Source organism: Providencia heimbachae ATCC 35613, from assembly GCF_001655055.1.
GTDB classification, from domain to species: Bacteria; Pseudomonadota; Gammaproteobacteria; order Enterobacterales; family Enterobacteriaceae; genus Providencia; species Providencia heimbachae.
Genome location: NZ_LXEW01000003.1, coordinates 168982 through 192838 on the forward strand (window position 1 = coordinate 168982; position 23857 = coordinate 192838).

Here is a 23857-nt window from a genome sequence, read left to right on the forward strand (position 1 = left end):
AACGTTTTTAACGAAAAAAAACCAGTTAGTTTAAGCTAACTGGCTTTTTTATGACTTACTAGCTGATTGTTTATTAAGATTAATATACCCAATAAACCTTCTCTATATAGCGAAAAAAGCCATCATAATAAAGAATGAAATACAAGCAATACTATTGACTTAATGAAAGTTAGCTTTCATTATAAGCTGTATAATATTGGTTAAAATGACTTTATTAACATAATGTTTTAATGGGGGTAACAAATGGGGAATGCACTACAAAAAGCAAATCGCTTAAACATACCTACTCGCGACAAAGCTAAAATTGCGGCACCAAAAGCAGCAATTAGTGAGCAGAGCACTCATGATAATCAAGTCAAAAATGCATTTGACTTTGGTTTTGCTCGTTATGAAAAAGCGATGAAAAAATTAGCAAAGGTATAACGAGTGCTCAATATTTTAGGGGAGTCTGTAGAGGGGATAAACTATTTATCTATAGATGATATAAAACATATTAATAGGACGTTGATAGAATTACAAACCCCGAATGAACCTATTGAAATAATCAATTCTAGTAATCTGAGCTCATCTCAATCAAGGCCGAGTCAAGTAAGATATTATAAGCAAACCGATGATATGTTTGTTTTATCTTCAGTATTGATCGAAAGCCTTATTCAAAACCACCCGTTCGCTAATGCAAATAAGCGAACAGCTATGATGGCCGGCTATGTATTTTTATTATTAAATGGCTATGAATTAACGGCACCTGAAGATGATATTGTCGAAATGGCTTCTGGCCTTGCGACAAAAGATTATTCACTTGAAGATTTAGAAAATTGGCTGTGTTATTGGTCTCGCTCATTTGATTCAAGGCAATTATGTGTAAAAAATGCTAATACTAATAGCGACTCAATTCTTAAAATTAAAATAGACTAAAAACGCCTGATTTTTTATCCAAAAAAAATATAATATACACTTCTCATACCATCCCGCCTTAGTGAAAAATCCGACTGTGATATAACTATCATTTATTAACTAAAGCCAAATTCCAGCACCAAAGTAATAACGGTTCTATGCTAACCTAGGATAGAGTGATTAAGTATTTCACTTAACAGTAACATGTGCTTACCTCATTAATTAAGGTAGGCCGATGGAATGAAAACAAACGTTATCCTCCGGAGGCAGAATGAAGTTCAAAATGTGTTTACTCGCGGCTCTATTTACTGCAAGCGCTGCTTATGCGGCAGATACAACCGTAGTATTAAAAGAAGCAACCCCAACAGGGGAAGGTAAAGCAATTGGCGAGGTTATTATCTCTGAAACGGAATATGGGTTACTGTTCACCCCGAAATTAACTGGGTTGCAAGCAGGTATTCATGGTTTCCATGTTCATGCTAACCCTAGCTGTGAGCCAGATGAAAAAGATGGCAAGCCGGTTCCTGCATTAAAAGCCGGTGGACATATGGATCCGGCAAAAACAGGTGTTCATAAAGGCCCTTACGATAATAGCGGCCACTTAGGTGATTTACCCGGCTTAGTGGTAGACGCTAAAGGTAACGCAAACTATGCCGTATTAGCACCACGCTTAAAATCGCTAAAAGATGTGCAAGAGCATGCACTAATGGTGCACGTAGGTGGCGATAATTATTCAGATAATCCAGAAGCGCTTGGTGGTGGGGGGGCGCGGATGGCCTGTGGGGTCATCAAGTAACGCTTACTCGTCATATTTCACGTTGTGACGTTGTTGGCTTCGTTTGGCTCCTCGGGTCACATACTGGTGTATGCTCCCCGAGTTATCCTCACTAGCCGCCTAGTCACAACATGAACTATTTAGAGTAAGACTCGCCTGTGATTTAAATTTTTAGTGAAAAGGTATCATATTTCACGTTGTGACGTTGTTGGCTTCGTTTGGCTTCTCGGGTCACATACTGGTGTATGCTCCCCGGGCTTGAAAATATTGGCGTGATATCGAAGAAGGCTCTGATACTATTCAGAGTCTTCTTGTTAGTATCACCAAATGCGAATACGCTGCTCTGGCTCTAAATACAGTGCGTTGTCTTTATCAACACCAAAGGTTTTGTACCAGTCATCAATATTACGAACAACCCCATTTGCTCGGAATTGGTTTGGACTGTGTGGGTCAGTTAAAATTTTATTACGTTCAGATTCTTTATTTGATAATTCTTGCCATGTTCTTGCCCATGCAATAAAGAAGCGTTGCAAACCGGTTGTACCGTCAATAATCGGCGCTTCGCCATTTGGGTAGTTTTCTTTTGCAAATTGCTTATAAGCACTTAATGCAATGTTTAGCCCACCTAAGTCACCAATATTTTCACCTAACGTCAACTGACCATTCACTTTTTGACCATCAACATCGAAGTTATTGTATTGGCCGACAAGCTTCTCAGTTTTTTCCTTGAAATGTGTTTTAGCGCTTTCACTCCACCAATTACGTAATTGTCCTGTGCCATCATATAAACTCCCTTGGTCGTCAAAACCATGTCCCATTTCATGACCAATAACGGCACCTATTGCACCGTAATTATAGGCAGGGTCAACATTAGGATCGAAAAAAGGCGCTTGTAAAATCGCGGCTGGGAAGACAATTTCATTTTGAACGGGATTAAAATAAGCGTTCACGGTTTGTGGGGTCATACCCCATTCCCATTGGCGAACAGGCTGTCCAATTTTACTCATCTCGTTATTGTAAGACCAATCCAATACTTGTTTATAATTACCAAATAAATTATCTGGTTTAAGGCTAACGGAACTAAAGTCATTCCACTTATCGGGATAACCCACTTTAACCGTAAATTGCGCTAATTTTTTAAGCGCTTCTTGACGGGTTTGATCATCCATCCAGTCGTTATCTTTCAAGCGTGAGTTAAATGTCCCTCTAACATAACCGACTAAATCTTTAATCTTTTCTTTGGATTGAGGATCAAAATATTTCTCCACATAGATCTGGCCTAAAGGTTCACCTTGAAGGGAGTTAACCGTTTGTAGTGCGCGTTCTTGGCGGGTACGCTGCTTTTCTATACCATTAAGCTTTGTTGAATAGAAATCAAAATGCGCATCAGCTAATTGTTTGTTTAAATAACGAGCGTTATTACTGGTATATTGGAAAATAAGATAATCTTGTAATGTTGAAACTGGCGTATTGGCATAAATTTGCGCTGTTTTTTCCACTGCCGTATCGGTTTCAACAATCACTTTTTCGAGCTGTTTATCAGACAGACCCCAATGCTGAATAAAATTATTCCAATCAAAACCTTTGGTGTAATCCTTCATTTGCGCTAGAGACATCGCATGGTAATTTTTAATAGTATCGCGGCGTGCTTCAGGGCTCCAATGTACCTGAGCAAGAGATTTCTCTAAATCAAATATTTTCTGGGCCTTTTTATCAACCTCTTTTTCACCTGCAAGTTTTAAAATTGTTGCAATATAGGCGATATAATTTTTACGAATTTCTTTCATTTGCGGTGTGTCATCGAGATAATAATTGCGGTTCGGTAACCCTAAGCCGCCTTGCCCAATATACAACACGTAGGTATCGGGTGCTTTTGCATCTAAATCGACCCAATAGGAAATTAGCGAATTATAAGCCGGTAAAGTCATTAATCGGCTTATATCATTATGATTTTTGGCTTGTTTGATGGCTTCTAAATCAGGCTTTATAGGGGAAATTCCGTCTTTTTCTATTACATCTTCATTTAAGTAACTTAAGTATAGATTACGAATATTGCGTTGGTTATGGTCTAACTGGCTTTCCGGTATTTCTTTTAACTCATCAATAATTGATTGAGTCTGTTTTTCTGTATTGAGATAGAGGTCAACAAAGGAATTTATACGTGGCATCCCCGTTGGTATTTTTGCTTTGCTTATCCAGTCGTCATTGACGTATCGATAAAAGTCATTACCTGGGCTAATTGAATCTGATAGCACAATTTTTTGCTGGCCATACGATATCTCTTTTGCAGCCAAATGAGATGCAAAAGAGAGCGTTGACATGCCAATGAGTAAAGCCAAAACATTAATACGCATGTAAAAAACCTCTCTTTGTTGAGAATATTGATATCCGACTTTTAAGATTTAAGCTTAAAAGGATAGGGGGAAAATTTCACACTTATCATTCAATCATACTCTAAGATAAATTTAATCTCACTTTGCAATATGTTACGTATTCGAAATAGAACAATTTAACTTAAAGTAAATATATTTAATATTGCTATTTATTCTTTAATAAATAATGCTATATTGGTTATATATAACCTAATGCATATTACTTTTAGTTATAACTAATGTTTTTTAGCTATAGCGAAATCCTGTTGCTCTGTAAGAGGCTCGTCTACATATGAAATTGCAGCAATTGCGCTACATTGTTGAGGTTGTGAACCACGACTTAAATGTTTCTTCTACCGCAGAGGGGTTATTTACCTCACAACCGGGGATCAGTAAGCAAGTTCGTATGCTTGAAGATGAACTTGGCATTCAAATTTTTGCCCGCAGCGGTAAACATTTAACCCATGTTACGCCAGCTGGTGAAGAGGTTGTGCGTATTTCAAGGGAAGTTTTATCAAAAATTGAGGCTATACGCTCGGTTGCTGGGGAGCACACTTATCCTGATCGGGGCAGTCTGAGTATCGCGACAACGCATACCCAAGCGCGTTATGCATTACCGCCTGTGATTAAAGGCTTTATTGAACGTTATCCGAATGTGTCATTGCATATGCAGCAGGGGTCACCGACTCAGATAGCGGAAGAAGTGTGTAAAGGAAATAGTGATTTTGCGATCGCGACAGAAGCGTTGCATCTGTACAGTGATTTGATCATGTTACCTTGCTATCACTGGAACCGTTGTGTTGTTGTACAAAAAGATCATCCTCTGGCAACGAAAAAAAACGTAACCATTGAAGATATCGCAGAGTATCAAATCGTCACTTACACTCATGGTTTTACAGGGCGTTCAGAATTAGATTTTGCATTTCAAAAAGTCGGTTTAGAACCCAAGATTATTTTTACTGCCACAGATGCAGATGTGATCAAAACTTACGTGCGCTTAGGGTTAGGTATTGGAATTATTGCCAGTATGGCCGTTGATCCTGTTAATGACAGTGATTTGGTCGTTATCGATATGCGCGATAAATTTAGTTATAGCACAACAAAAATTGGCTTTAAAAGAACCAGTTTTTTACGTGGCTATATGTATGATTTTATGTGGCGTTTCGCGCCTCATTTAACAAGGGATGTGGTTGATAAGGCTATTGCGTTGCGTAATAGTGAGGATATAGAAGCATTTTTTCAAGATATCAAACTCCCCATTATCTAATTTATCGTTGCCTTTTAGCCCACAGTGTTGTTGGCTTCAAACATAAACCCTAGTCACATACTTTTGTATGCTCCTAGGGATTTATATTTTTGCCGCCTCGCTGTGAACTAAAATGCTTTGAATATCTTGAAAAATTATTCTAAGCATCCTAAAAAAATAAAAAATCACTTTTCTTATCGTTCTATTTCTTGTAGTCACATTTCACTTCTTATCCCAAATTTCCTACAATAATGTTATGAGTTTCTTAAATTGGCACAAAATCTATAAAGGAAATTTGTAGAGCAACTATGATTAAAAATGGTTAACAAAAAATAATGGTGGTGGATAAAAATATTGCCATAACCATAAAAAACCAAGGAGGAGTTATGTCGTTGAGCCTAAAAACGCACAGTGCAGTAACACTCACTGTTGGAAACAAACAGTATCATTATTTCAGCTTAGCGCTTGCTGAAAAAAAGCTCGGTAACGGATCTCAGTTGCCTAAATCCCTTAAAGTCCTATTCGAAAATTTATTACGTAATCTCGATGGTAAAAGTGTTGTTGAAGACGATCTTCAAGCGATTATCGATTGGCAAAAAAAAGCCCATGCAGATAGAGAAATTGCCTACCGTCCAGCTCGAGTTTTAATGCAAGACTTTACTGGCGTACCCGCTGTTGTTGATCTGGCGGCAATGCGGGAAGCGGTTAAATCACTGGGTGGAAATGTCAATCAAGTCAATCCATTATCACCAGTCGATCTTGTTATTGACCATTCCGTGATGGTTGATGAGTTTGGTACACAGAAAGCATTTGGTGAAAACGTCGAAATAGAAATGGAACGTAACCATGAGCGTTATCTATTTCTCCGTTGGGGACAAAAAGCCTTTAACCGGTTCAGAGTGGTTCCACCCGGAACCGGTATCTGTCATCAGGTTAATCTAGAATACTTAGGTAAAGCAGTTTGGCATGAAGAAATTAATGGTGAGCTAATCGCGTATCCAGACACATTGGTTGGAACCGACTCCCATACTACGATGATTAATGGTCTAGGGGTACTCGGTTGGGGTGTTGGAGGGATAGAAGCAGAAGCCGCAATGCTTGGTCAGCCGGTATCTATGCTAATCCCTGATGTGGTGGGTTTTAAATTAACCGGTAAGTTGCCTGAAGGAATAACCGCTACAGACTTAGTGTTAACAGTCACCCAAATGCTGCGTAATCATGGTGTTGTCGGTAAGTTTGTTGAATTTTATGGTGATGGTCTTGCGGATTTACCTTTAGCGGATAGGGCGACTATTGCCAACATGTCGCCAGAATATGGGGCTACATGCGGTTTCTTCCCTGTCGATGAAGTGACATTATCTTACATGAAACTTACTGGTCGCAGTGATGACGAGATTGCGCTGGTGGAGGCTTATAGCAAAGAGCAAGGGCTATGGCGTAACCCCGGTGATGAGCCTATCTTCACCAGTTCACTTGAATTAAATATGGCGACGGTTGAATCCAGTTTAGCAGGACCAAAACGCCCACAAGATAGAGTTGAATTAAGCCAAGTTCCAAAAGCCTTCCAAGGTGCAATTGAGCTAGAAGTTAATAAACAAGATAAAAATGCACACCCTACGGTTAATTATCAAAACAAAACCTTTGAATTAACTGATGGTGCCGTAGTCATTGCTGCAATCACGTCATGTACAAATACCTCCAATCCAAGCGTTTTAATGGCGGCGGGGCTGTTAGCGCAAAAAGCGGTCGAAAAAGGATTAACACGTAAACCGTGGGTTAAATCGTCGTTAGCCCCAGGTTCTAAAGTTGTCACGGATTACTTAGCGGTAGCCGGTTTAACGCATTATCTCGATAAACTCGGCTTTAACCTTGTTGGCTATGGTTGTACAACCTGTATTGGTAACTCTGGCCCATTACCCGCACCAATTGAAGAGGCGATCAAGCAGACTGATTTAACCGTAGGTGCGGTGTTATCGGGTAACCGTAACTTTGAAGGACGCATACATCCGTTGGTGAAAACTAACTGGCTTGCGTCGCCTCCATTAGTGGTTGCCTATGCTTTAGCGGGCAACATGAACGTTAATCTAAAAAATGAACCATTAGGCGTTGATAAACAAGGCAATGATGTTTATCTCAAAGATATTTGGCCAACCAGTGCAGAAATCGCGTTAGCGGTTGAAAAAGTAAAAACCGACATGTTCCGTAAGGAATATAGCGCAGTATTTGATGGTGATGAAGCATGGCGTGCATTACAAGTTGAGAGTTCATCAACCTACAAATGGCAGGGTGATTCAACGTATATTCGTCGCCCCCCTTTCTTTGAAAACATGAGCGCAACGCCGGCCAAAATTGAAGACATTCATGGGGCTAATATTTTAGCTATCCTTGGTGATTCAGTCACAACAGACCACATATCGCCAGCAGGGAATATTAAAAAAGATAGCCCTGCGGGTCGCTATTTACAAGAGCACGGAGTCGCAGTCGCTGACTTTAACTCTTATGGCTCTCGCCGAGGTAATCATGAAGTGATGATGCGAGGCACCTTTGCGAATATTCGAATACGTAATGAAATGCTTTCGGGTGTTGAGGGAGGGTATACATTACATATTCCGACAGGCCAGCAAATGGCGATTTATGATGCAGCGATGCTGTATCAACAAGAAAAACGTCCTTTAGCGATTATTGCAGGTAAAGAGTACGGTTCTGGCTCAAGTCGTGACTGGGCGGCGAAAGGAACTAACTTACTTGGTGTTAGAGTGGTTATTGCCGAGTCTTATGAACGTATCCACCGCTCAAACCTCATTGGTATGGGGGTGATCCCGCTTGAATTTACGGGGGGAATGTCACGTAAGACGCTAGGGTTAAAAGGCGATGAACGGATCGATGTGACTTCGCTTCAATCACTGACGCCAGGGCAAGATATTAGGGTTAAAATAACCTATGCTAATGGTGAGGTTAAAGAAATCGCGACACGTTGCCGTATTGATACTGGAACAGAAATGGAATACTACCGCCACGGTGGTATCTTGCATTATGTCATAAGGCAGATGCTTAACTAATTTACCATTATCGACGCCTGCATGAGTTTACTCCGCAGGCGTTTTTTTTATTTATATAGCAATGTTTGTGATGAATGTTGTTTTTTCTCAATATTTTAATCGTTATTCTAGGCTATGGTAGTGACAAGTTGTTGGAATTATTTTAGATATATATAGGGAGAAAAAACCGAACACAGCATGACATTGTGTCGTGTAAGGTGAGCCATAAATAAGTTTCTTTGTAATTTGAGCAAGTGAATCACTCGCATTTATCGAAAACAACGTAAAGGAAATAAATATGGCAGAAATCCATGAAACTGACTTTTATAAAGGGGCATTGTGGGCCGCAGATATCCTATTAAGTACTTCACACTTTGCGGGTGCAAATGATGAAGTTAGAGATATTTTAGAGCATATACCCAATTTATATTCGATAGTGATGCAAACGCCAGAAACTGAAATCCATGATTTACGCTTATACGCTGATAAAGAATTCCCGCTAGGATTAAACGCAGATTATTCTTCCATTTCGATTGCTCCGCTAAAAGACTTTTTTGAAATTTTACCTATGCCTGATCAAGACCCTAATAATGTGACTGAAGAGGTTGAATCTTGGGGAGTCATTGCTCAAACATCAACAGGTAAACAGGATTTATTAATCGCAGGGCTATTAACAGCGGCATCTGCACAAGTTTATGCTCAAGCGTTATCAAAACAGCTTGAATTACAGGCTGCAAAATAACCAAAAGATTAAATATTGAACTTTTTTTTGAGTGAAAATTAGGCGTAAATGCCAAAAAACCGCGATACTGTATTTACGTACAGTGTCGCGGTTTTATTTATGGGGAAAGCTTATAAAATTTTATCTTCAGCGAGCTGTAAAGCGAAGTAAGTGAAGATCAAATCTGCCCCAGCACGTTTAATGGAACCTAATGTTTCGAGGGTTACACGGGTTTCATCAATAGCCCCTGCTTGGGCGGCGAATTTAATTTGTGCGTATTCGCCACTTACCTGATATGCCCCAATCGGTAACTGCGTACATTCGCGTAAGTCACGGATGATATCGAGATAGGCACCTGCTGGTTTTACCATCAATGCATCAGCCCCTTCTTGCACATCAATTAATGATTCATGAATAGCTTCACGGCGATTCATTGGGTTCATCTGATAGGTTTTTCTATCACCTTTTAGGCAAGAACCCGCAGCATCACGGAATGGGCCGTAAAGTGCCGATGCAAATTTAGTGGAGTAAGACATTATGGCGGTGTCGGTAAAGCCAGCGGCATCAAGAGCATGACGGATTGCGGCAACTTGACCATCCATTGCGGCTGATGGTGCAATAAAATCAGCCCCCGCACGTGCTGCTGCCACAGCCTGTAAGCCGAGATTGTGGATAGTGGCGTCATTATCCACTATATCACCATGCATCACACCACAATGTCCGTGAGAGGTATATTCACAGAAGCAGGTATCAGACATCACTATCATTTCTGGTACGGCATCTTTGCAGATACGTGACATCCGTGAAACTAGTCCATTTTCATTCCATGCATCACTGCCATTTTCATCAAGGTGATGTGACACCCCAAATGTCATAACAGATTTAATTCCCGCCTTAGCAATACGTTCTATTTCGTAAGCTAAACGCTTTTCCGGGATACGCATAACACCGGGCATACTTGCGATTGGCATATAGTCATCAAGACCTTCTTCAACAAAGATAGGCAAGCACAGGTCATTGAGTGATAGGTGGGTTTCTTGAAATAAAGTGCGGAGTTTTTCAGTTTTACGCAATCTTCTCATGCGTTGAATGGAATGCAGGTTATTCACAATATCTCCTTGTAGGTTGAAAAATAAGCTTAATTATTGAAGCTTACTTATCAAGGTAATAATATTGCAAACAGTATAAACCTTATAAAAAGAATGTGAATAAATCTCTGGCATTGAATTGTTAGATGTCTAGCCTCAAAACAATGGAAGAGCGATTGCCACTCTTCCTTTGTGATAAGTTACTTCACTGATGTTTAAACAGCAAATGACCCATTTTTTCAGCTTTTACATCTAAATAATGCGCGTTACTTGGATTACGGCCAACAATTAAGGGAACACGCTCAACAACGTTGATCCCAGCTTCACGCATAATATCAATCTTTTTAGGATTATTAGTTAATAAGCGAACCTCATTAATACCTAAAAGCTTATACATATCAGAGCAAAGTGTAAAATCACGCTCATCGGCTTTAAAGCCTAGCTTGAGATTGGCTTCAACGGTATCGAGGCCTTGATCTTGCAAAGCATAAGCCCGAATTTTATTGAGTAAGCCAATGTTTCTACCTTCTTGGCGATGGTAAAGTAGAATACCTCGGCCTTCTTTACTAATCTGAGAGAGCGCGGCTTCTAATTGAAAACCACAATCACATCGTAGGCTGAATAATGCATCCCCAGTCAAACATTCTGAGTGGATCCGACTAAGGACAGGGACGGCTCCGGAAATATCACCAAAAACCAATGCTACGTGATCACGACCTGTTGCGATTTCTTCAAAGCCAATCATTAGGAATTCACCGAATGGAGTGGGGAGTTTTGCTTCGGCAACGCGTTTTAGCTGCATATTTTCTTTCATTAGTTAAAGTGACTCTGCTTAATTAATAACGTGAATCGATATAGAGGACATTAAGTATAATATATCGATGCTATATGACGTTTAGCATATAGTTGCTGACAATCTTTGCACACAGCCAGCAGTGTATTACTATAGCAGAGTTAATAAGCGGGTGGATGTAATATTTATTATCGGGGAGAACGATATCAATGGAATGCACTAAATGAAAAAAAATATTTTTAGCGTTATTATTTTTTCAATCTTACTGATGGCACCACCTATTATAATGATAGTAATGGGATGGCAGTGGTCACCAGAAACTCAGCCTAAATCGATGAAATGGCTCCTTTGGGTGACCGATACAGCGGGTGCGCCGTATAGCATTATTACGTCAGTTATTTTGATAGGGATCACATTGTTTGTTTTTCGTTCCGAACGAAGAAAATGGATTAAACTAACGGTCATTTTGATTTTTTGTATATTAGCAATGCAAGGCGTGAAATCCTTGCTTAAAAATAGTTTTCAGGAACCAAGACCTTATATTTCTTGGCTAGAAAAGAAATATGCTATTTCAAATTCGGAATTTTATGATCTAAAAAGGTCACAGCGTGCTGAGTTAGTCAAAACAACCGTTAAACAAGATCAAAGTATTCCCAAATGGCAACGTCAGCATTGGCAATTAGAAACAGGGTATTCATTTCCTTCAGGGCACATGTTATTTGCTGCGGGATGGGCGTTGCTATTAATTGGTTTGTTTTGGCAGCGTCGACAATATGCGCTTTGTATACTATTAGCGGTGTGGGCAGAAGGGATCGCATTTAGCCGTATGCTACTTGGAATGCATTGGCCTATCGACATTATTGTATCAATTATCATTAGTGCACTTTTTGCCATATTGGGTTATCGGTTATTCCAATATAGATTATTAAAAAATGGCACTGATTAATGTTTCAACAAAAATGACGAAAAGTGGGTGTTTTTAGTACGATGCGGTTTATTGCATAAAATAAATTACTTTGTCTGAATGCGCCGGAAATGCTACCTTATCAGGTAGATATTTTGAGTCCATAAGAACTGATAGCGGGAACAAATGTGAAATATTTTCTGATTTTATTACTAGCGGTCGCCTTTTTTATTATTTCGATTACGCTAGGTTCAAGCAATGATCAGGTTATTACATTTAACTACCTGATAGCAAAAGGAGATTTTTCTTTATCATCTCTGCTTGCATCACTTTTTGGTGTCGGTTTTGTGCTTGGTTGGCTCGTTTGTGCCATATTTTATTTGCGTACGATTGTTAGCCTTAAAAATGCACGTCGTAAAATTAGACGTCTAGAATCACAATTAGGTGCTGAAGGAAAAGAAACTTCAGACTCAACCTCATTAGTGACAACTCAGAACAAGGACTAATCCTTTATGTTCGAGTTGCTGTTTCTGTTGCTACCTGTCGCCGCTGCTTACGGCTGGTACATGGGGCGCAGAAGTGCTCAACAAGATAAGCAGCAACATGCCAATCGCTTGTCGCGTGATTATGTGACAGGCGTGAACTTCCTTTTATCCAATCAACAGGATAAGGCCGTCGATCTCTTTCTTGAAATGTTGAAAGAAGACAGCTCCGCTTTTGAAGCTCACCTCACATTAGGTAACTTATTTCGCTCTCGAGGTGAAGTTGAACGCGCCATTCGTATTCACCAATCGCTGGTGGAAAGTGCTGCACTCTCATTTGAACAACGTTTATTAGCTACTCAACAGTTAGGGCGAGACTATATGACTGCCGGTGTTTATGACCGCGCAGAAAATATGTTTCAGCAACTGACTGATGAAGTTGATTTTAAACATAGTGCACTCCAATCGCTATTAAGCATTTATCAACTCACCAGTGATTGGGGGAAAGCGATTGATGTCGCTGGAAAACTCGTTAAGTTAGGGAATAATGATTTACGAGAGCAAATTGCGCATTTTTATTGTGAACTCGCCACACAACAACTTGGCAGTGATGACCTTGATGATGCACTAAACTTACTAAATAAAGCCGCTCAGGCAGATAAAAACTGCGCCCGGGTTTCAATTATGAAAGGACGCATTTTTATCGAGCTGGGTCATTATGAAAAGGCGATTAGTGTCTTAAAGCAAGTTTATGAACAAGATCGTGAACTTGTCGCAGAGACATTACCGTTACTTTATGATTGTTATAAACAAACGGGGCTTTCTGACGAATGGGAAGATTATCTTCGCCAGTGCGTCGACGGTGACTCCGGTGCAATCGCTGAGTTGTATCTTGCAGATATTATTGTTGAAAAACAAAGTCATGAAGCTGCCGCAAGTTATATTAATGACCAAATTCAACATCATCCAACCATGCGTTTATTTTATCGTTTAATGGATTACCATCTGCAGGAAGCGGAAGAAGGTCGAGCTAAAGAAAGCTTGATTTTATTGAAAAAAATGGTGGGTGAACAAATCAGAACAAAACCTGATTATCGCTGCCACAAGTGTGGTTTTACATCGCGTTCGTTATATTGGCACTGCCCATCTTGTCGCTCTTGGGACACAATTAAACCGATCCGTGGGTTAGATGGCCAGTGACGCTGTCACTTTTTAATGATTACAACTCAATAAAGGCTTTGAAATGATCTCCTCAACTGAGAACCAGACTCGCGTAACGACCCACTCGCCAGTCATTGTTGCGCTGGATTACGATAATGCAAATGATGCTCTGGCTTTTGTAGACCGTATCGACCCGCGTGATTGTCGGTTAAAAGTGGGCAAAGAAATGTTCACTTTTAATGGTCCTCAATTTGTTAAATCACTCCATCAACGGGGTTTCGACGTTTTTCTTGATTTGAAATTTCACGATATCCCTAATACCGTTGCTCGTGCTGTTGCCGCCTCGGCAGAGATGGGCGTATGGATGGTGAATGTGCATGCTGGTGGGGGCGCTCGCATGATGGAAGCTGCGCGTCAAGCATTAGAAGCCTATGGCAAAGATGCACCGTTATTAACCGCGGTAACGGTTTTAACCAGTATGGATGAATCCGACTTAATCGGCGTGGGTATCGATGTTTCACCCGCAGTGCATGCTAAGCGTCTGGCTTTACTGACTAAAGCCTGTGGACTTGATGGCGTTGTATGTTCAGCCCATGAAGCAGAAAGCTTAAAAATTGCTTGCGGTGCTGATTTTAAATTAGTTACCCCAGGTATTCGCCCTGTTGGGAGTGATGTTGGCGACCAACGCCGTATCATGACCCCCCAAGATGCGGTAAAAGCAGGGGTTGATTATATGGTTATTGGTCGACCAATAACGCGTAGTGATAACCCTACATTGACATTGCAACAAATCAATCAGTCAATTAAGGGCTTGGTATGAGTGATACCAATAGCCGTTTAGTTTACAGTACAGATGTCGGCCGTATCGATGAAGAAAAGCCAAAAATAGAAAGGCCAAAAGGTGACGGTATTGTTCGAATTCGCCGTGAAACATCTGGTCGTAAAGGAAAAGGCGTTTGTATAATTACAGGTCTAGACTTAGATGATATCGAGCTTAATAAGTTGGCCGCCGAATTGAAAAAAAAATGTGGATGTGGCGGGGCAATTAAAGACGGTGACATTGAGATTCAAGGTGATAAGCGAGACTTGATAAAACAACTTCTTGAAGCTAAAGGCATGAAAGTTAAGCTGGCGGGTGGTTGATAAAACCAAATGATAAGGGGAATAGGGCTATCCCCCTTATCTTCCAATTATTTACCTACCTGACGGCCAATAATACCCCCAACAGCAGCCCCACCAATTGTTCCTAGTGGACTACCATCTGTGAGTATCGCACCACCTACAGCACCAACGCCTGCGCCGATGGTCGTGTTCTTATCACGTTTAGACATGTTCGAACACGCGCTAACACTGATTGCGACAGAGGCAACCACGAAAAAAGATAAGATGCGTTTAGTAATAGTATTCATTTTATTAACCCTTAGCTTAAACTATGACATGTCATAAAATATCACGGGCAGTAATTTAACGAATAAGAATAATCAGGAATAAATATCGAAATAGCCCGTACTTTTAACTTTTAATGCGAACGGCAACACGGATACCGTAAAGTTAAAAACAAAAAGACTACAGAAGTTAATCTGTAGTCTTTCAATTTTAGCACAAATAAGGTTTATACAGCAGGGCGTGCAACGATATTACGTGTTTCCATGCGAACTTCTGCAATGTTCACGTCAATAATATCGTTAAGCTGATAAGCTTGTTCGCCTTTAATTAAAACACAGCCTGTTTCTTGGCTACATTGAACTTCATCACGCACACTGTGTAGGAATGGTGCTGGGATAAATGCGACAGCGCCATTATCGGTTAACCTGACGCGAATACCACCACGGGTAATATCAATCACTTCCGCAGGGAATTTTTTATCGGTACCTTCAAATGGTTTCAAGTAGCGAGAATACAGCCAATCGCCGACGTCTCTTTCGGCCATGCGGTTGGCTCGACGACGCTCAGCCAATTTTAAAGAGAGCTCATCGCTGGGCTTGTTGTTTGATGGATTACCCGCAATGATCGACTTTAATAAACGATGATTGACGATATCCGTATATTTACGGATAGGGGATGTCCACGTTGCATAAGCATCAAAACCTAAACCAAAATGCGGGCCAGGATCGGCTTTTACTTCCGCAAAGGTTTGATAGCGGCGAATACGGCTATCAAGGAATTGCGTTGGTTGTGAGTCTAATTTACGACGTAATTGGCGGAACCCTTCGAGAGAGAGCAACGATTCAGATGTTGTTTCAATACCATGATCTTTCAGTGTTTGTACCACTTGATCAATTTGTAATGGGTCAAATCCCATATGCACGTTAAATACGCCGAAACCCAGTTTGTTTTTCAGTACTGTAGCAGCGCAAAGGTTTGAGGTGATCATCGCTTCTTCTACGATACGATTAGCACTGCGACGACTCTCTGAAACGATATCTAATACTTGCCCATTTTCATCCAAAACAAAGCGATAGTCTGGTCTATCTTTAAACACCAAAGCATTGGCTTCACGCCATTGCAGGCGTTTATCTGCCATTTCTTTCAATAATAAAATTTGCTGTTTATCGGTCTCATTGGTGGGCTGCCAACTGCCGGTATTTTCTAACCAATCAGAGACTTCTTCATAAACCAGTTTAGATTTTGATTCAACCCAAGCACTGAAGAATTCGATATTCTCTGCAATCGAGCCATCTTCTTCAATTAATGCGGTACAGACTAACGCAGGGCGACGTTCATTTGGACGTAGTGAGCAAAGATTATCGGATAATTCACGAGGCAACATTGGAATGTTGAAACCCGGCAGATAATTAGTATAAGAACGGGAAAGAGCCAGTTTGTCGAGTTCACTACCTTCACGGATATAGCTGGTTGGATCCGCAATGGCAATATACAGTTTCAACGTACCTTCAGTGGTTTTTTCTACATACAGCGCATCGTCCATATCTTCAGTGGTTGCGTTGTCGATAGTCACAAAGTGAAAGTCTGTAAGGTCAACTCGTTCAATGCCTTGGTCATCGCGTTCACTTTCCACCATTTGAGGTTCGTCGCGATCCAATTGGTGACGGCGTAACGTTACCCACCAAGGTGCAAAATGGTCATTACCCTCTGTAATATATTCAGTGATATCAGCATAAAAGCCTTTATCGCCTTTTAGCGGATGACGACGCATTTGTGCAACAACCCAATCGTCTTGCTGAAATTGATGTGTAATTTCATTAATTGGGCGGCAAGAAATAGCATCTCTTAATAAAGGATGGTCGGGAATGACAAATAACCGGTTATCGTTATCTTTTTTTTGAATTTTGCCAACAAAACGGTCAAGAAAAGGTTCTACAAGTTCTTCCGGTTCGACAAATTCACGGTCTTTATCGGTATGAATGGAGGCAATCACTCTATCTCCGTGCATCACTTTTTTCATTTGTGGTGGCGGGATAAAGTAGCTTTTTTGTCCATCAACTTCTAAAAAGCCGAAACCTTTTTCTGTTCCTTTAACAATACCTTCAACACGAGGTGTTTGGGCATGCAATTTTTGTTTAAGCTGTGCGAGTAGTGGGTTGTCTTGAAACATACTTACCGTTTTTTTAAGGTTGAGTTTGGCTCTATTGTTACGTAAGACAAAGTCTTAGAGCAAGAAAAAAATGTGCTATAAGTAATATCTTCGAGCTAGGTATATTAATTTTCAGGATATATTTTATCTTTGAACTCGCATAAATCTTCAATAATGCAAGAGCCACAACGCGGTTTCCGCGCTATACAAGTGTATCTACCATGCAATATAAACCAGTGATGGCAATCAACTTTAAACTCAGCAGGCACAACTTTGAGTAATTTATCTTCGACTTCAACGACATTTTTGCCTGGTGCGAAATTAGTGCGATTACAGACTCTAAATATATGTGTATCAACAGCGATAGTTGGCCAGCCGAAAGCCGTATTGAGTACCACGTTTGCTGTTTTACGCCCAACGCCGGGTAAAGCTTCAAGGGCTTCACGATTTTCGGGGACTTGGCTATTATGTTTTTCAATTAAAATTTTACAGGTTTTAAAAACACTTTCTGCTTTGGTATTAAATAGCCCAATGGTTTTGATGTATGCCTTGATGCCGTCAACGCCGAGAGCCATTAATTTTTCGGGTGTATTTGCCACTGGATATAATTTAGCGGTGGCTTTATTGACACTGACATCCGTCGCTTGTGCTGACAATAAGACCGCAATAAGCAGCTCAAAAGGGGAGTTAAAGTGCAACTCCGTTGTTGGATGAGGATCGTTATCGCGTAGGCGAGTTAGAATTTCAATACGTTTTGATTTATTCATTGCTCACAATAATTTTTAATTAAGAAAGATGAGTACCGCACCCTTGCTGTTTTTCATATTCGCGCATGGGTTGTTGCGCTGACTTCAGGGCAGCTCGTTGTTTCATTTTATTATCTATTAAATACTTACCCGCCAACATAAGTGCTAAGCCAATAAATGCACCCGGTGGCAGCATAGCGAGTAAAAAGGGAGAGTCAAGGTGAAGGACTTCAATTCGTAGCGATGTAGCCCATGAACCGAGAAGTAAATCAGCCCCATCAAATAGCGTTCCGTTACCTAATATTTCACGTATTGAACCGAGAACAAAAAGTGCTGCGGTAGCGCCAAGCCCCATCGCCAAACCATCAATTGCGGATAATGGCACAGGGTTACGGGAGGCGTATGCTTCAGCCCGACCGATAACGATACAGTTAGTGACAATAAGAGGTATGAATATCCCAAGTGACTCATATAAGCCAAAGGCATAGGCATTAATTAACATTTGTACCGCACTGACTACAGAGGCGATGATCATCACATAGATTGGAATACGAATTTCAGAAGGAACCCAGCGGCGGAAAGCAGAAACAGCGACGTTTGTGCACACTAAGACTAATGTCGTGGCTAAGCCCAGTCCTAAGGCATTGGTTGCCGTGGATGAAACGGCCAGTAAAGGGCATAATCCAAGCAGTTGAACCAACGCAGAGTTATTTTTCCATAAGCCTTGTACGAACAGATCTTTAGATTCACTCATAATTACTCATCCCCACAAATCGGGTAGTTTGATAGTTCTTGCGGTATTAGTTGCATAAATACGGCAGTGCGTTTTGTCGCATTGACTACGGCTCTAGGAGTGATAGTGGCGCCAGTGAATTGATCAAATTCACCCCCATCTTTTTTCACTGCCCATTTAGGGTCATGATCCGATGCCATTTTTTTACCGCTAAAATGGGTTATCCAATCAGAAATTCGAGTTTCAATTTTATCCCCTAACCCCGGGGTTTCATGGTGCTCTGTTACTCTAACACCCAGTACGGTACCTTTGAAGTCAGCGCCAACAAGTAAGTGGATTGATCCTGAATAACCATCCGGTGCGGTAGTTTCTAATGCTGCGGCGACGGGTTCACCATTTTTACGTGCAATATAGAGTCGCCTAGGTTGCTTGTTGCCTAAAATGCGCTCATTGCTGACAAGATAACACTCTTGTGCCAGATCATTGTCATACAGCTCATTAGGAACAACTTGGTCGAGTAATTTTTTTTGTACTAAAGCGGCTTGTTCAGCAATGGTGTCTTTAGTTAGCGTATAAACCGCAGCACTGAGCGCAGTGGTACCTGCAGCAAAAAGTGCCAGAATTGTACCATGACGTCGCATCGTGTTTAACATATAGGTTCCTTACTTGTGTCCATGCCCGTAAGCACGAGGCTGCGTATAATGGTCAATTAATGGTACAGCGATATTAGCAAGTAAAACCGCAAATGCGACAGCATCTGGATACCCACCATAGACACGTATTACCCAAACTAAAAAGCCGATAATAACACCAAAAATAATTCGACCTCTTGGTGTGGTTGATGCTGTTACTGGGTCGGTAGCGATAAAAAACGCACCTAGCATGGTGGCGCCAGAGAGTAGTTGAACTAAAGGTTGTGAATAACGACCATCATCAATTAACCAGCTTACAATAGAGAAAACGGCTAAAGTTCCAATGAAAGAAACCGGGATATGCCAACTAATAATCCGGCGGTTAATCATAATCAACCCACCGATTAAATAAGCGATATTAACCCATTGCCAACCAATACCAGCAAGTGAACCTTGTAAAATCGGCTGTTGTAAAACTTCTGATATCGAGTGTGTTAGCAGTCCCGTTTTAAAACTATCAAGGGGAGTCGCTTGACTCATTCCATCAATGCCAGACCGTAGTTGTTCTAAAGTCACGCCCGTTGGTGTATGCCCACTCAAAATAACAGATAAGCTATCCATAGCTGAAATGTGCATTGTTTGTAATTCTTGAGGGGGCAGCCAATTAGTCATATGAACAGGGAATGAAATCAGTAACACCACATAGCCGACCATTGCAGGGTTAAATGGGTTTTGACCCAATCCGCCATAACATTGTTTAGCAATAATAATGGCAAAAATTGTCCCTAATACAATAAGCCACCATGGGGATAGGGGCGGCAAACTTACAGCAAGTAACAAGGCGGTAACGATGGCCGAATTATCTTTTAATACAGGCAATATAGGTTGCTTGCGCAAGCGAATAGATACAGCCTCGGTTGCTGTAGCTGTGAGCATAGCTAAAATAATTTGATAAAGAGTACCAATACCAAAGAAATAGGTTTGTACGGCTATACCGGGTATAGCCGCAAGTAAAACCCAAAACATTACCTGACTAGTACTTCGCCTATCATGAGTAAATGGGGCACTGGCTATTTTTAAACGGCGATTTTTCGCATCGAGTGGCCTAAATTTCATTTTGTATTCACTTACTCTGTGGTTGTTTGTTCATTTTTTTTTCGGTCTGTTTTGCTTTAACTCGTGCAATCGCAGCGGCTACAGCAATTTTTCGAGGATCAGTTTCTTCTTCAATAGGTTGTTGCGCTGCGGGGGGAAATTCATCTTCGACAATGATTTTCGCCGCTAAATCTGCTTGAGCTTGCGCCGTTTTTTTAGCTTTTGCTCGGGCAATGGCAGCAGCAACCGCGGCTTTGCGTGGGTCAACATCAGTTTCAGCTGATGCGACAGCTGGTTCAGCGTCAGTTGAATCTGCTTGAACCTGTGCGGCCTTTTTGGCTTTTGCTCGGGCAATGGCAGCAGCAACCGCGGCTTTACGTGGGTCAACATCAGTTTCAGCTGATGCGACAGCCGGTTCAGCGTCAGTTGAATCTGCTTGAGCTTGCGCCGCTTTTTTAGCTTTTGCTCGGGCAATGGCAGCAGCAACCGCGGCTTTACGTGGGTCAACATCAGTTTCAGCTGATGCGACAGCCGGTTCAGCGTCAGTTGAATCTACTTGAGCCTGTGCGGCCTTTTTGGCTTTTGCTCGGGCAATGGCAGCAGCAACCGCGGCTTTGCGTGGGTCAACATCAGTTTCAGCTGATGCCACAGCGGGTTCAGCGTCAGTTGAATCTGCTTGAGCCTGTGCGGCCTTTTTGGCTTTTGCTCGGGCAATGGCGGCGGAAACCGCCGCTTTGCGAGGGTCTTCGTTGGTATCTAATTTATCAACAACGGATTGTTCAGCGTTGATTTTCTCAGCTTGCCTTGCTCTTGCTTGAGCTTTACGAGCTTCTCTTGCGGCGATAATCGCACTGTTATCGGGAAGTTCACCGGAAATAATGTTAATTGACCCACCAGTGGCACTCTGTTTTGCTTTAACACGTGCCAATGCCGCATTGACGGCATCTTTATTTGCGGTATCAACTTGAACGGCCGCTTTCTTATGGCGCTCTGAGCGAGCTGATTTTTCACGTTCCATGCGTTGCTGTTTGGCTTCAAATCGTAACTTCGCTTCGGCAGAACGGCGTTCCTCTTGAGCCAATTCGCGGATTTCGGCTTTTTCTTGCCGATAATATTGCACGAGTGGAATATTACTTGGACAAACGTAGGCACAGGCACCGCATTCGATACAATCAAACAAATTATGTTTCTGCGCTTTTTCGTGCTCACTCCCTTTACTAAACCAATAAAGTTGTTGTGGTAATAATGCTGCCGGGCATGCATCAACACATAAGCCGCAACGAATACAGGCTTCTTCTAAAGCCTTTTGACCGACTTCTTCCGTTGTTGGTACTAAAAGGCAGTTACATATTTTAACGACGGGGACGTTTAAGTCAGGTAGCGTGAACCCCATCAATGGGCCGCCCATAATTACCATTTGCTCAACTTCAGGGGTAAAACCGGCTTGTTGAAGAAGATGTTTAACGGGAGTACCAAGGCGAGTCCAAAAATTCCCCGGCTGTTCAATGGCTTCTCCGGTAACAGTGACAACACGCTCAATTAACGGCTGCCCATCAATAATTGCACGTTTAATAGCAACAACAGTACCGACGTTTTGCATCAATACGCCAATTTGTGATGACCTAGCACCAGAAGGGACTTCTTTGCCGGTTAAAATTTTAGTTAATTGTTTGGCGCCCCCAGAGGGATATTTTGTTGGGATCACTCTGACAAAAATTCGCAAATCTTTTGCCGTGATAGCTTGTTTTAACGCAATGATTGCTTCAGGTTTATTATCTTCAATACCAATGAGAACTTCATCCGGATTTAAAAGGTGCTGTAAGATACGGCAGCCTTCAATTACCTCATGAGCATGTTCTTGCATCAACCTATCATCAGCAGTGATATAAGGCTCGCATTCAGCGGCATTGATGATGAGTGTCTTAATCGCATCTTTCCCACCGGCAAGTTTAGAGGCTGTAGGGAAACCTGCGCCACCAAGCCCAGCAATACCTGCCTGTTCAATTTTAAGCAGTAATTGAGCCGGTTCAAGTTGTTCATAATTGCTTTCAGGAGAGAGGGGGAACCATGTATCTTTGCCATCTGCTTTAATACGGACGCAAAGTTCTTTTAGACCAGAAGGGTGTGCCGTTACCATGGGTTCAATAGCTGTAACGGTTCCTGATGTAGATGCATGAACAGGCACAGTACGGCCTAAGCCTTTTGTTAAGGGCTGGCCTTTTAATACCGTGTCGCCAATATTGACGATAAGCTCGCCTTCAGGGCCAAGGTGTTGTTGCAATGGGATGATTAATTCATCGGGCACAGAGGCAATACGCATTGGCGTTTTACTGGACTGTGATTTCATTTCTGGCGGATGGATGCCACCTTTAAAATCCCAGACATTATCTTTTTTTAACCAATCAAATAGCTTAAGCATGTGATCCACCTCTAGTTTCTACTGGTGATGAATGTAGAGGTTCCACAGCAATATTTTTCACAGGGATAGCATTTAAATCCCATTTCCAGTTGGCCGTTGTTGTTTTCACGGGGACGAGCTCAATGCAATCTGTAGGACAAGGGGCGACACAAAGGTCACAGCCGGTACACAAATCTTCAATAACGGTATGCATGGCACGAGTTGCGCCAACAATAGCGTCAACAGGGCAAGCTTGAATGCATTTGGTGCAACCGATGCAATTTTCTTCATCAATAATGGCAACTTTACGAACAGGATTTTGTGCGGTTTCATCACCATCAATAGGCTGTGGGTCAACATTCATTAGTTCAGCAATTTTGAGCATCACTTGCTCGCCACCTGGCGCACATTTATTGATCATCTCACCATTGTTGGCAACAGCTTCCGCATAAGGACGGCAGCCTGGGTAGCTACATTGACCACACTGGCTTTGTGGCAAGATAGCATCAAGTTTTTCGACAATAGGGTCTTCTTCGACTTTAAAGCGTAAAGATGCATACCCAAGGATCAAACCAAAAACCAGTCCGAAAATGGCTAATATGCCAATCGCAATCCATAAAGACATCATTAGAATTTCACCAAACCACTAAAGCCCATAAATGCAAGGGACATCAGTCCCGCAGTGATAAGCCCAATTGAAGAACCACGGAATGGAGCAGGAACATTAGCGACAGCAAGGCGTTCACGGATAGCCGCAAAAAGTACCATGACAAATGAGAAGCCCACAGCCGCGCTAAAACCATAGACAGCAGACTGCAAGAAACCATGTGATTGGTTAATATTCAACAAAGCAACACCAAGTACCGCACAGTTTGTTGTGATAAGTGGCAGAAATATACCGAGTAAGCGATACAACGTAGGGCTAGTTTTTCTCACGACCATTTCTGTAAATTGCACAACGACCGCAATGGCGAGTATAAAACTGAGTGTGCGTAAATACAGCAGGTCAAGAGGGATCAAAATTAGGGTATCGATAAGCCACGAACTTATTGCTGCCAATGTCATAACAAACGTTGTTGCTACGCCCATTCCAATGGCTGTTTCGAGTTTTTTTGATACCCCCATAAATGGGCATAAACCAAGGAATTTAACGAGGACGAAGTTGTTAACCAGCACTGTTCCAACAAATAGTAGAAGATAATCAGTCATTTCATAGCCTGAAAGCAATAATATAAAAGTGTGAA

At 41.5% G+C, this 23857-nt stretch carries 23 protein-coding genes; 11 read left to right on the forward strand and 12 right to left on the reverse strand.

What is annotated here, in order from left to right; genetic code table 11:
• Positions 1-243 precede the first annotated feature (243 nt).
• From M998_RS00855 to sodC, 3 genes are all read left to right on the forward strand, one after another.
• Entirely contained in the window at positions 244-423 is a 180-nt protein-coding gene (locus tag M998_RS00855; protein WP_068444106.1) for a hypothetical protein, read from the forward strand.
• A 3-nt stretch (positions 424-426) separates the two neighbouring features.
• Entirely contained in the window at positions 427-915 is a 489-nt protein-coding gene (locus tag M998_RS00860; protein WP_068907131.1) for a type II toxin-antitoxin system death-on-curing family toxin, read from the forward strand.
• A 250-nt stretch (positions 916-1165) separates the two neighbouring features.
• Complete coding sequence (sodC, locus tag M998_RS00865) at positions 1166-1690, forward strand: superoxide dismutase family protein (protein ID WP_068444103.1); 525 nt, start codon at positions 1166-1168, stop codon at positions 1688-1690.
• 299 nt (positions 1691-1989) lie between these two features.
• Here sodC and M998_RS00870 read toward each other — a convergent pair whose 3' ends face one another.
• The gene (locus tag M998_RS00870) at positions 1990-4023 is read right to left on the reverse strand and encodes a M13 family metallopeptidase (protein ID WP_068907132.1); all 2034 of its coding nucleotides are present in this window, start codon (positions 4021-4023) and stop codon (positions 1990-1992) included.
• Between the two features lie 310 nt (positions 4024-4333).
• On the opposite strand from M998_RS00870, the gene cysB reads away from it, so the two are divergent.
• The 3 genes from cysB to M998_RS00885 all read left to right on the forward strand — a co-directional run bounded on the left by cysB (position 4334) and on the right by M998_RS00885 (position 9067).
• Positions 4334-5308, forward strand: coding sequence for an HTH-type transcriptional regulator CysB (gene cysB, locus M998_RS00875; RefSeq protein WP_068444098.1), 975 nt, complete (start codon positions 4334-4336; stop codon positions 5306-5308).
• 365 nt (positions 5309-5673) lie between these two features.
• Positions 5674-8346, forward strand: a complete 2673-nt coding sequence (gene acnA / locus M998_RS00880) for an aconitate hydratase AcnA (protein ID WP_068907133.1) — start codon at positions 5674-5676, stop codon at positions 8344-8346.
• A gap of 277 nt (positions 8347-8623) precedes the next feature.
• A complete protein-coding gene (locus M998_RS00885) occupies positions 8624-9067 on the forward strand; it encodes a hypothetical protein (RefSeq protein WP_068444093.1) in 444 nt (147 codons plus the stop codon).
• A 110-nt stretch (positions 9068-9177) separates the two neighbouring features.
• Here the strand turns inward: M998_RS00885 and hemB are convergent, their stop codons facing one another.
• Both hemB and ribA read right to left on the reverse strand, forming a co-directional pair.
• Positions 9178-10155 carry a porphobilinogen synthase gene (gene hemB, locus M998_RS00890; RefSeq protein ID WP_068907134.1) on the reverse strand — a complete coding sequence of 326 codons (978 nt, stop codon included), beginning with the start codon at positions 10153-10155 and terminating at the stop codon, positions 9178-9180.
• A 184-nt stretch (positions 10156-10339) separates the two neighbouring features.
• Positions 10340-10936 carry a GTP cyclohydrolase II gene (ribA, locus tag M998_RS00895; RefSeq protein ID WP_068444081.1) on the reverse strand — a complete coding sequence of 199 codons (597 nt, stop codon included), beginning with the start codon at positions 10934-10936 and terminating at the stop codon, positions 10340-10342.
• A gap of 214 nt (positions 10937-11150) precedes the next feature.
• On the opposite strand from ribA, the gene pgpB reads away from it, so the two are divergent.
• The 5 genes from pgpB (at position 11151) to yciH (ending at position 14617) form a co-directional block, all read left to right on the forward strand.
• Positions 11151-11873, forward strand: a complete 723-nt coding sequence (gene pgpB / locus M998_RS00900; RefSeq protein ID WP_068444078.1) for a phosphatidylglycerophosphatase B — start codon at positions 11151-11153, stop codon at positions 11871-11873.
• A 146-nt stretch (positions 11874-12019) separates the two neighbouring features.
• On the forward strand, positions 12020-12337 hold the full coding sequence (locus M998_RS00905) for a LapA family protein (protein WP_068444075.1): 318 nt from the start codon (positions 12020-12022) through the stop codon (positions 12335-12337).
• Between the two features lie 6 nt (positions 12338-12343).
• Positions 12344-13513, forward strand: coding sequence for a lipopolysaccharide assembly protein LapB (lapB, locus tag M998_RS00910; protein ID WP_068907135.1), 1170 nt, complete (start codon positions 12344-12346; stop codon positions 13511-13513).
• Between the two features lie 43 nt (positions 13514-13556).
• On the forward strand, positions 13557-14294 hold the full coding sequence (pyrF, locus tag M998_RS00915) for an orotidine-5'-phosphate decarboxylase (protein WP_068907136.1): 738 nt from the start codon (positions 13557-13559) through the stop codon (positions 14292-14294).
• Positions 14291-14617 (forward strand): stress response translation initiation inhibitor YciH, encoded by a 327-nt coding sequence (yciH, locus tag M998_RS00920; protein ID WP_068444066.1) that lies wholly within the window; start codon positions 14291-14293, stop codon positions 14615-14617. Before pyrF ends, yciH begins: the two co-directional genes overlap by 4 nt.
• 47 nt (positions 14618-14664) lie before the next feature.
• Here yciH and osmB read toward each other — a convergent pair whose 3' ends face one another.
• From osmB to rsxA, 9 genes are all read right to left on the reverse strand, one after another.
• A complete protein-coding gene (gene osmB / locus M998_RS00925) occupies positions 14665-14883 on the reverse strand; it encodes an osmotically-inducible lipoprotein OsmB (RefSeq protein ID WP_068444064.1) in 219 nt (72 codons plus the stop codon).
• A gap of 203 nt (positions 14884-15086) precedes the next feature.
• A complete protein-coding gene (locus M998_RS00930; protein WP_068907137.1) occupies positions 15087-17030 on the reverse strand; it encodes an exoribonuclease II in 1944 nt (647 codons plus the stop codon).
• Between the two features lie 104 nt (positions 17031-17134).
• Entirely contained in the window at positions 17135-17776 is a 642-nt protein-coding gene (nth, locus tag M998_RS00935) for an endonuclease III (protein WP_068444056.1), read from the reverse strand.
• A gap of 19 nt (positions 17777-17795) precedes the next feature.
• The gene (locus tag M998_RS00940) at positions 17796-18509 is read right to left on the reverse strand and encodes an electron transport complex subunit E (protein WP_068444053.1); all 714 of its coding nucleotides are present in this window, start codon (positions 18507-18509) and stop codon (positions 17796-17798) included.
• Positions 18510-18511: 2 nt separating this feature from the next.
• Positions 18512-19141, reverse strand: coding sequence for an electron transport complex subunit RsxG (gene rsxG / locus M998_RS00945; protein ID WP_068444050.1), 630 nt, complete (start codon positions 19139-19141; stop codon positions 18512-18514).
• Positions 19142-19150: 9 nt separating this feature from the next.
• Positions 19151-20236, reverse strand: coding sequence for an electron transport complex subunit RsxD (rsxD, locus tag M998_RS00950; RefSeq protein WP_068907138.1), 1086 nt, complete (start codon positions 20234-20236; stop codon positions 19151-19153).
• 7 nt (positions 20237-20243) lie between these two features.
• A complete protein-coding gene (gene rsxC / locus M998_RS00955) occupies positions 20244-22634 on the reverse strand; it encodes an electron transport complex subunit RsxC (RefSeq protein WP_068907139.1) in 2391 nt (796 codons plus the stop codon).
• The gene (rsxB, locus tag M998_RS00960; RefSeq protein ID WP_068907140.1) at positions 22627-23241 is read right to left on the reverse strand and encodes an electron transport complex subunit RsxB; all 615 of its coding nucleotides are present in this window, start codon (positions 23239-23241) and stop codon (positions 22627-22629) included. The genes rsxC and rsxB overlap by 8 nt, the downstream gene beginning before the upstream one ends.
• Positions 23241-23822 (reverse strand): electron transport complex subunit RsxA, encoded by a 582-nt coding sequence (gene rsxA / locus M998_RS00965; protein ID WP_068444040.1) that lies wholly within the window; start codon positions 23820-23822, stop codon positions 23241-23243. The genes rsxB and rsxA overlap by 1 nt, the downstream gene beginning before the upstream one ends.
• Between the last annotated feature and the right edge of the window lie 35 nt (positions 23823-23857).

Bases quoted from the DNA above. Each gene is read 5' to 3' on its own strand.
- rsxA (WP_068444040.1), bottom strand. From the start codon at position 23,822: ATGACTGATTATCTTCTACTATTTGTTGGAACAGTGCTGGTTAACAAC.
- M998_RS00885 (WP_068444093.1), top strand. From the start codon at position 8,624: ATGGCAGAAATCCATGAAACTGACTTTTATAAAGGGGCATTGTGGGCC.
- ribA (WP_068444081.1), bottom strand. From the start codon at position 10,936: ATGCAGCTAAAACGCGTTGCCGAAGCAAAACTCCCCACTCCATTCGGT.
- M998_RS00855 (WP_068444106.1), top strand. From the start codon at position 244: ATGGGGAATGCACTACAAAAAGCAAATCGCTTAAACATACCTACTCGC.
- rsxD (WP_068907138.1), bottom strand. From the start codon at position 20,236: ATGAAATTTAGGCCACTCGATGCGAAAAATCGCCGTTTAAAAATAGCC.
- M998_RS00940 (WP_068444053.1), bottom strand. From the start codon at position 18,509: ATGAGTGAATCTAAAGATCTGTTCGTACAAGGCTTATGGAAAAATAAC.
- osmB (WP_068444064.1), bottom strand. From the start codon at position 14,883: ATGAATACTATTACTAAACGCATCTTATCTTTTTTCGTGGTTGCCTCT.
- pgpB (WP_068444078.1), top strand. From the start codon at position 11,151: ATGAAAAAAAATATTTTTAGCGTTATTATTTTTTCAATCTTACTGATG.
- yciH (WP_068444066.1), top strand. From the start codon at position 14,291: ATGAGTGATACCAATAGCCGTTTAGTTTACAGTACAGATGTCGGCCGT.
- rsxC (WP_068907139.1), bottom strand. From the start codon at position 22,634: ATGCTTAAGCTATTTGATTGGTTAAAAAAAGATAATGTCTGGGATTTT.
- M998_RS00930 (WP_068907137.1), bottom strand. From the start codon at position 17,030: ATGTTTCAAGACAACCCACTACTCGCACAGCTTAAACAAAAATTGCAT.
- sodC (WP_068444103.1), top strand. From the start codon at position 1,166: ATGAAGTTCAAAATGTGTTTACTCGCGGCTCTATTTACTGCAAGCGCT.
- pyrF (WP_068907136.1), top strand. From the start codon at position 13,557: ATGATCTCCTCAACTGAGAACCAGACTCGCGTAACGACCCACTCGCCA.
- acnA (WP_068907133.1), top strand. From the start codon at position 5,674: ATGTCGTTGAGCCTAAAAACGCACAGTGCAGTAACACTCACTGTTGGA.
- rsxG (WP_068444050.1), bottom strand. From the start codon at position 19,141: ATGTTAAACACGATGCGACGTCATGGTACAATTCTGGCACTTTTTGCT.
- lapB (WP_068907135.1), top strand. From the start codon at position 12,344: ATGTTCGAGTTGCTGTTTCTGTTGCTACCTGTCGCCGCTGCTTACGGC.
- rsxB (WP_068907140.1), bottom strand. From the start codon at position 23,241: ATGATGTCTTTATGGATTGCGATTGGCATATTAGCCATTTTCGGACTG.
- nth (WP_068444056.1), bottom strand. From the start codon at position 17,776: ATGAATAAATCAAAACGTATTGAAATTCTAACTCGCCTACGCGATAAC.
- M998_RS00870 (WP_068907132.1), bottom strand. From the start codon at position 4,023: ATGCGTATTAATGTTTTGGCTTTACTCATTGGCATGTCAACGCTCTCT.
- cysB (WP_068444098.1), top strand. From the start codon at position 4,334: ATGAAATTGCAGCAATTGCGCTACATTGTTGAGGTTGTGAACCACGAC.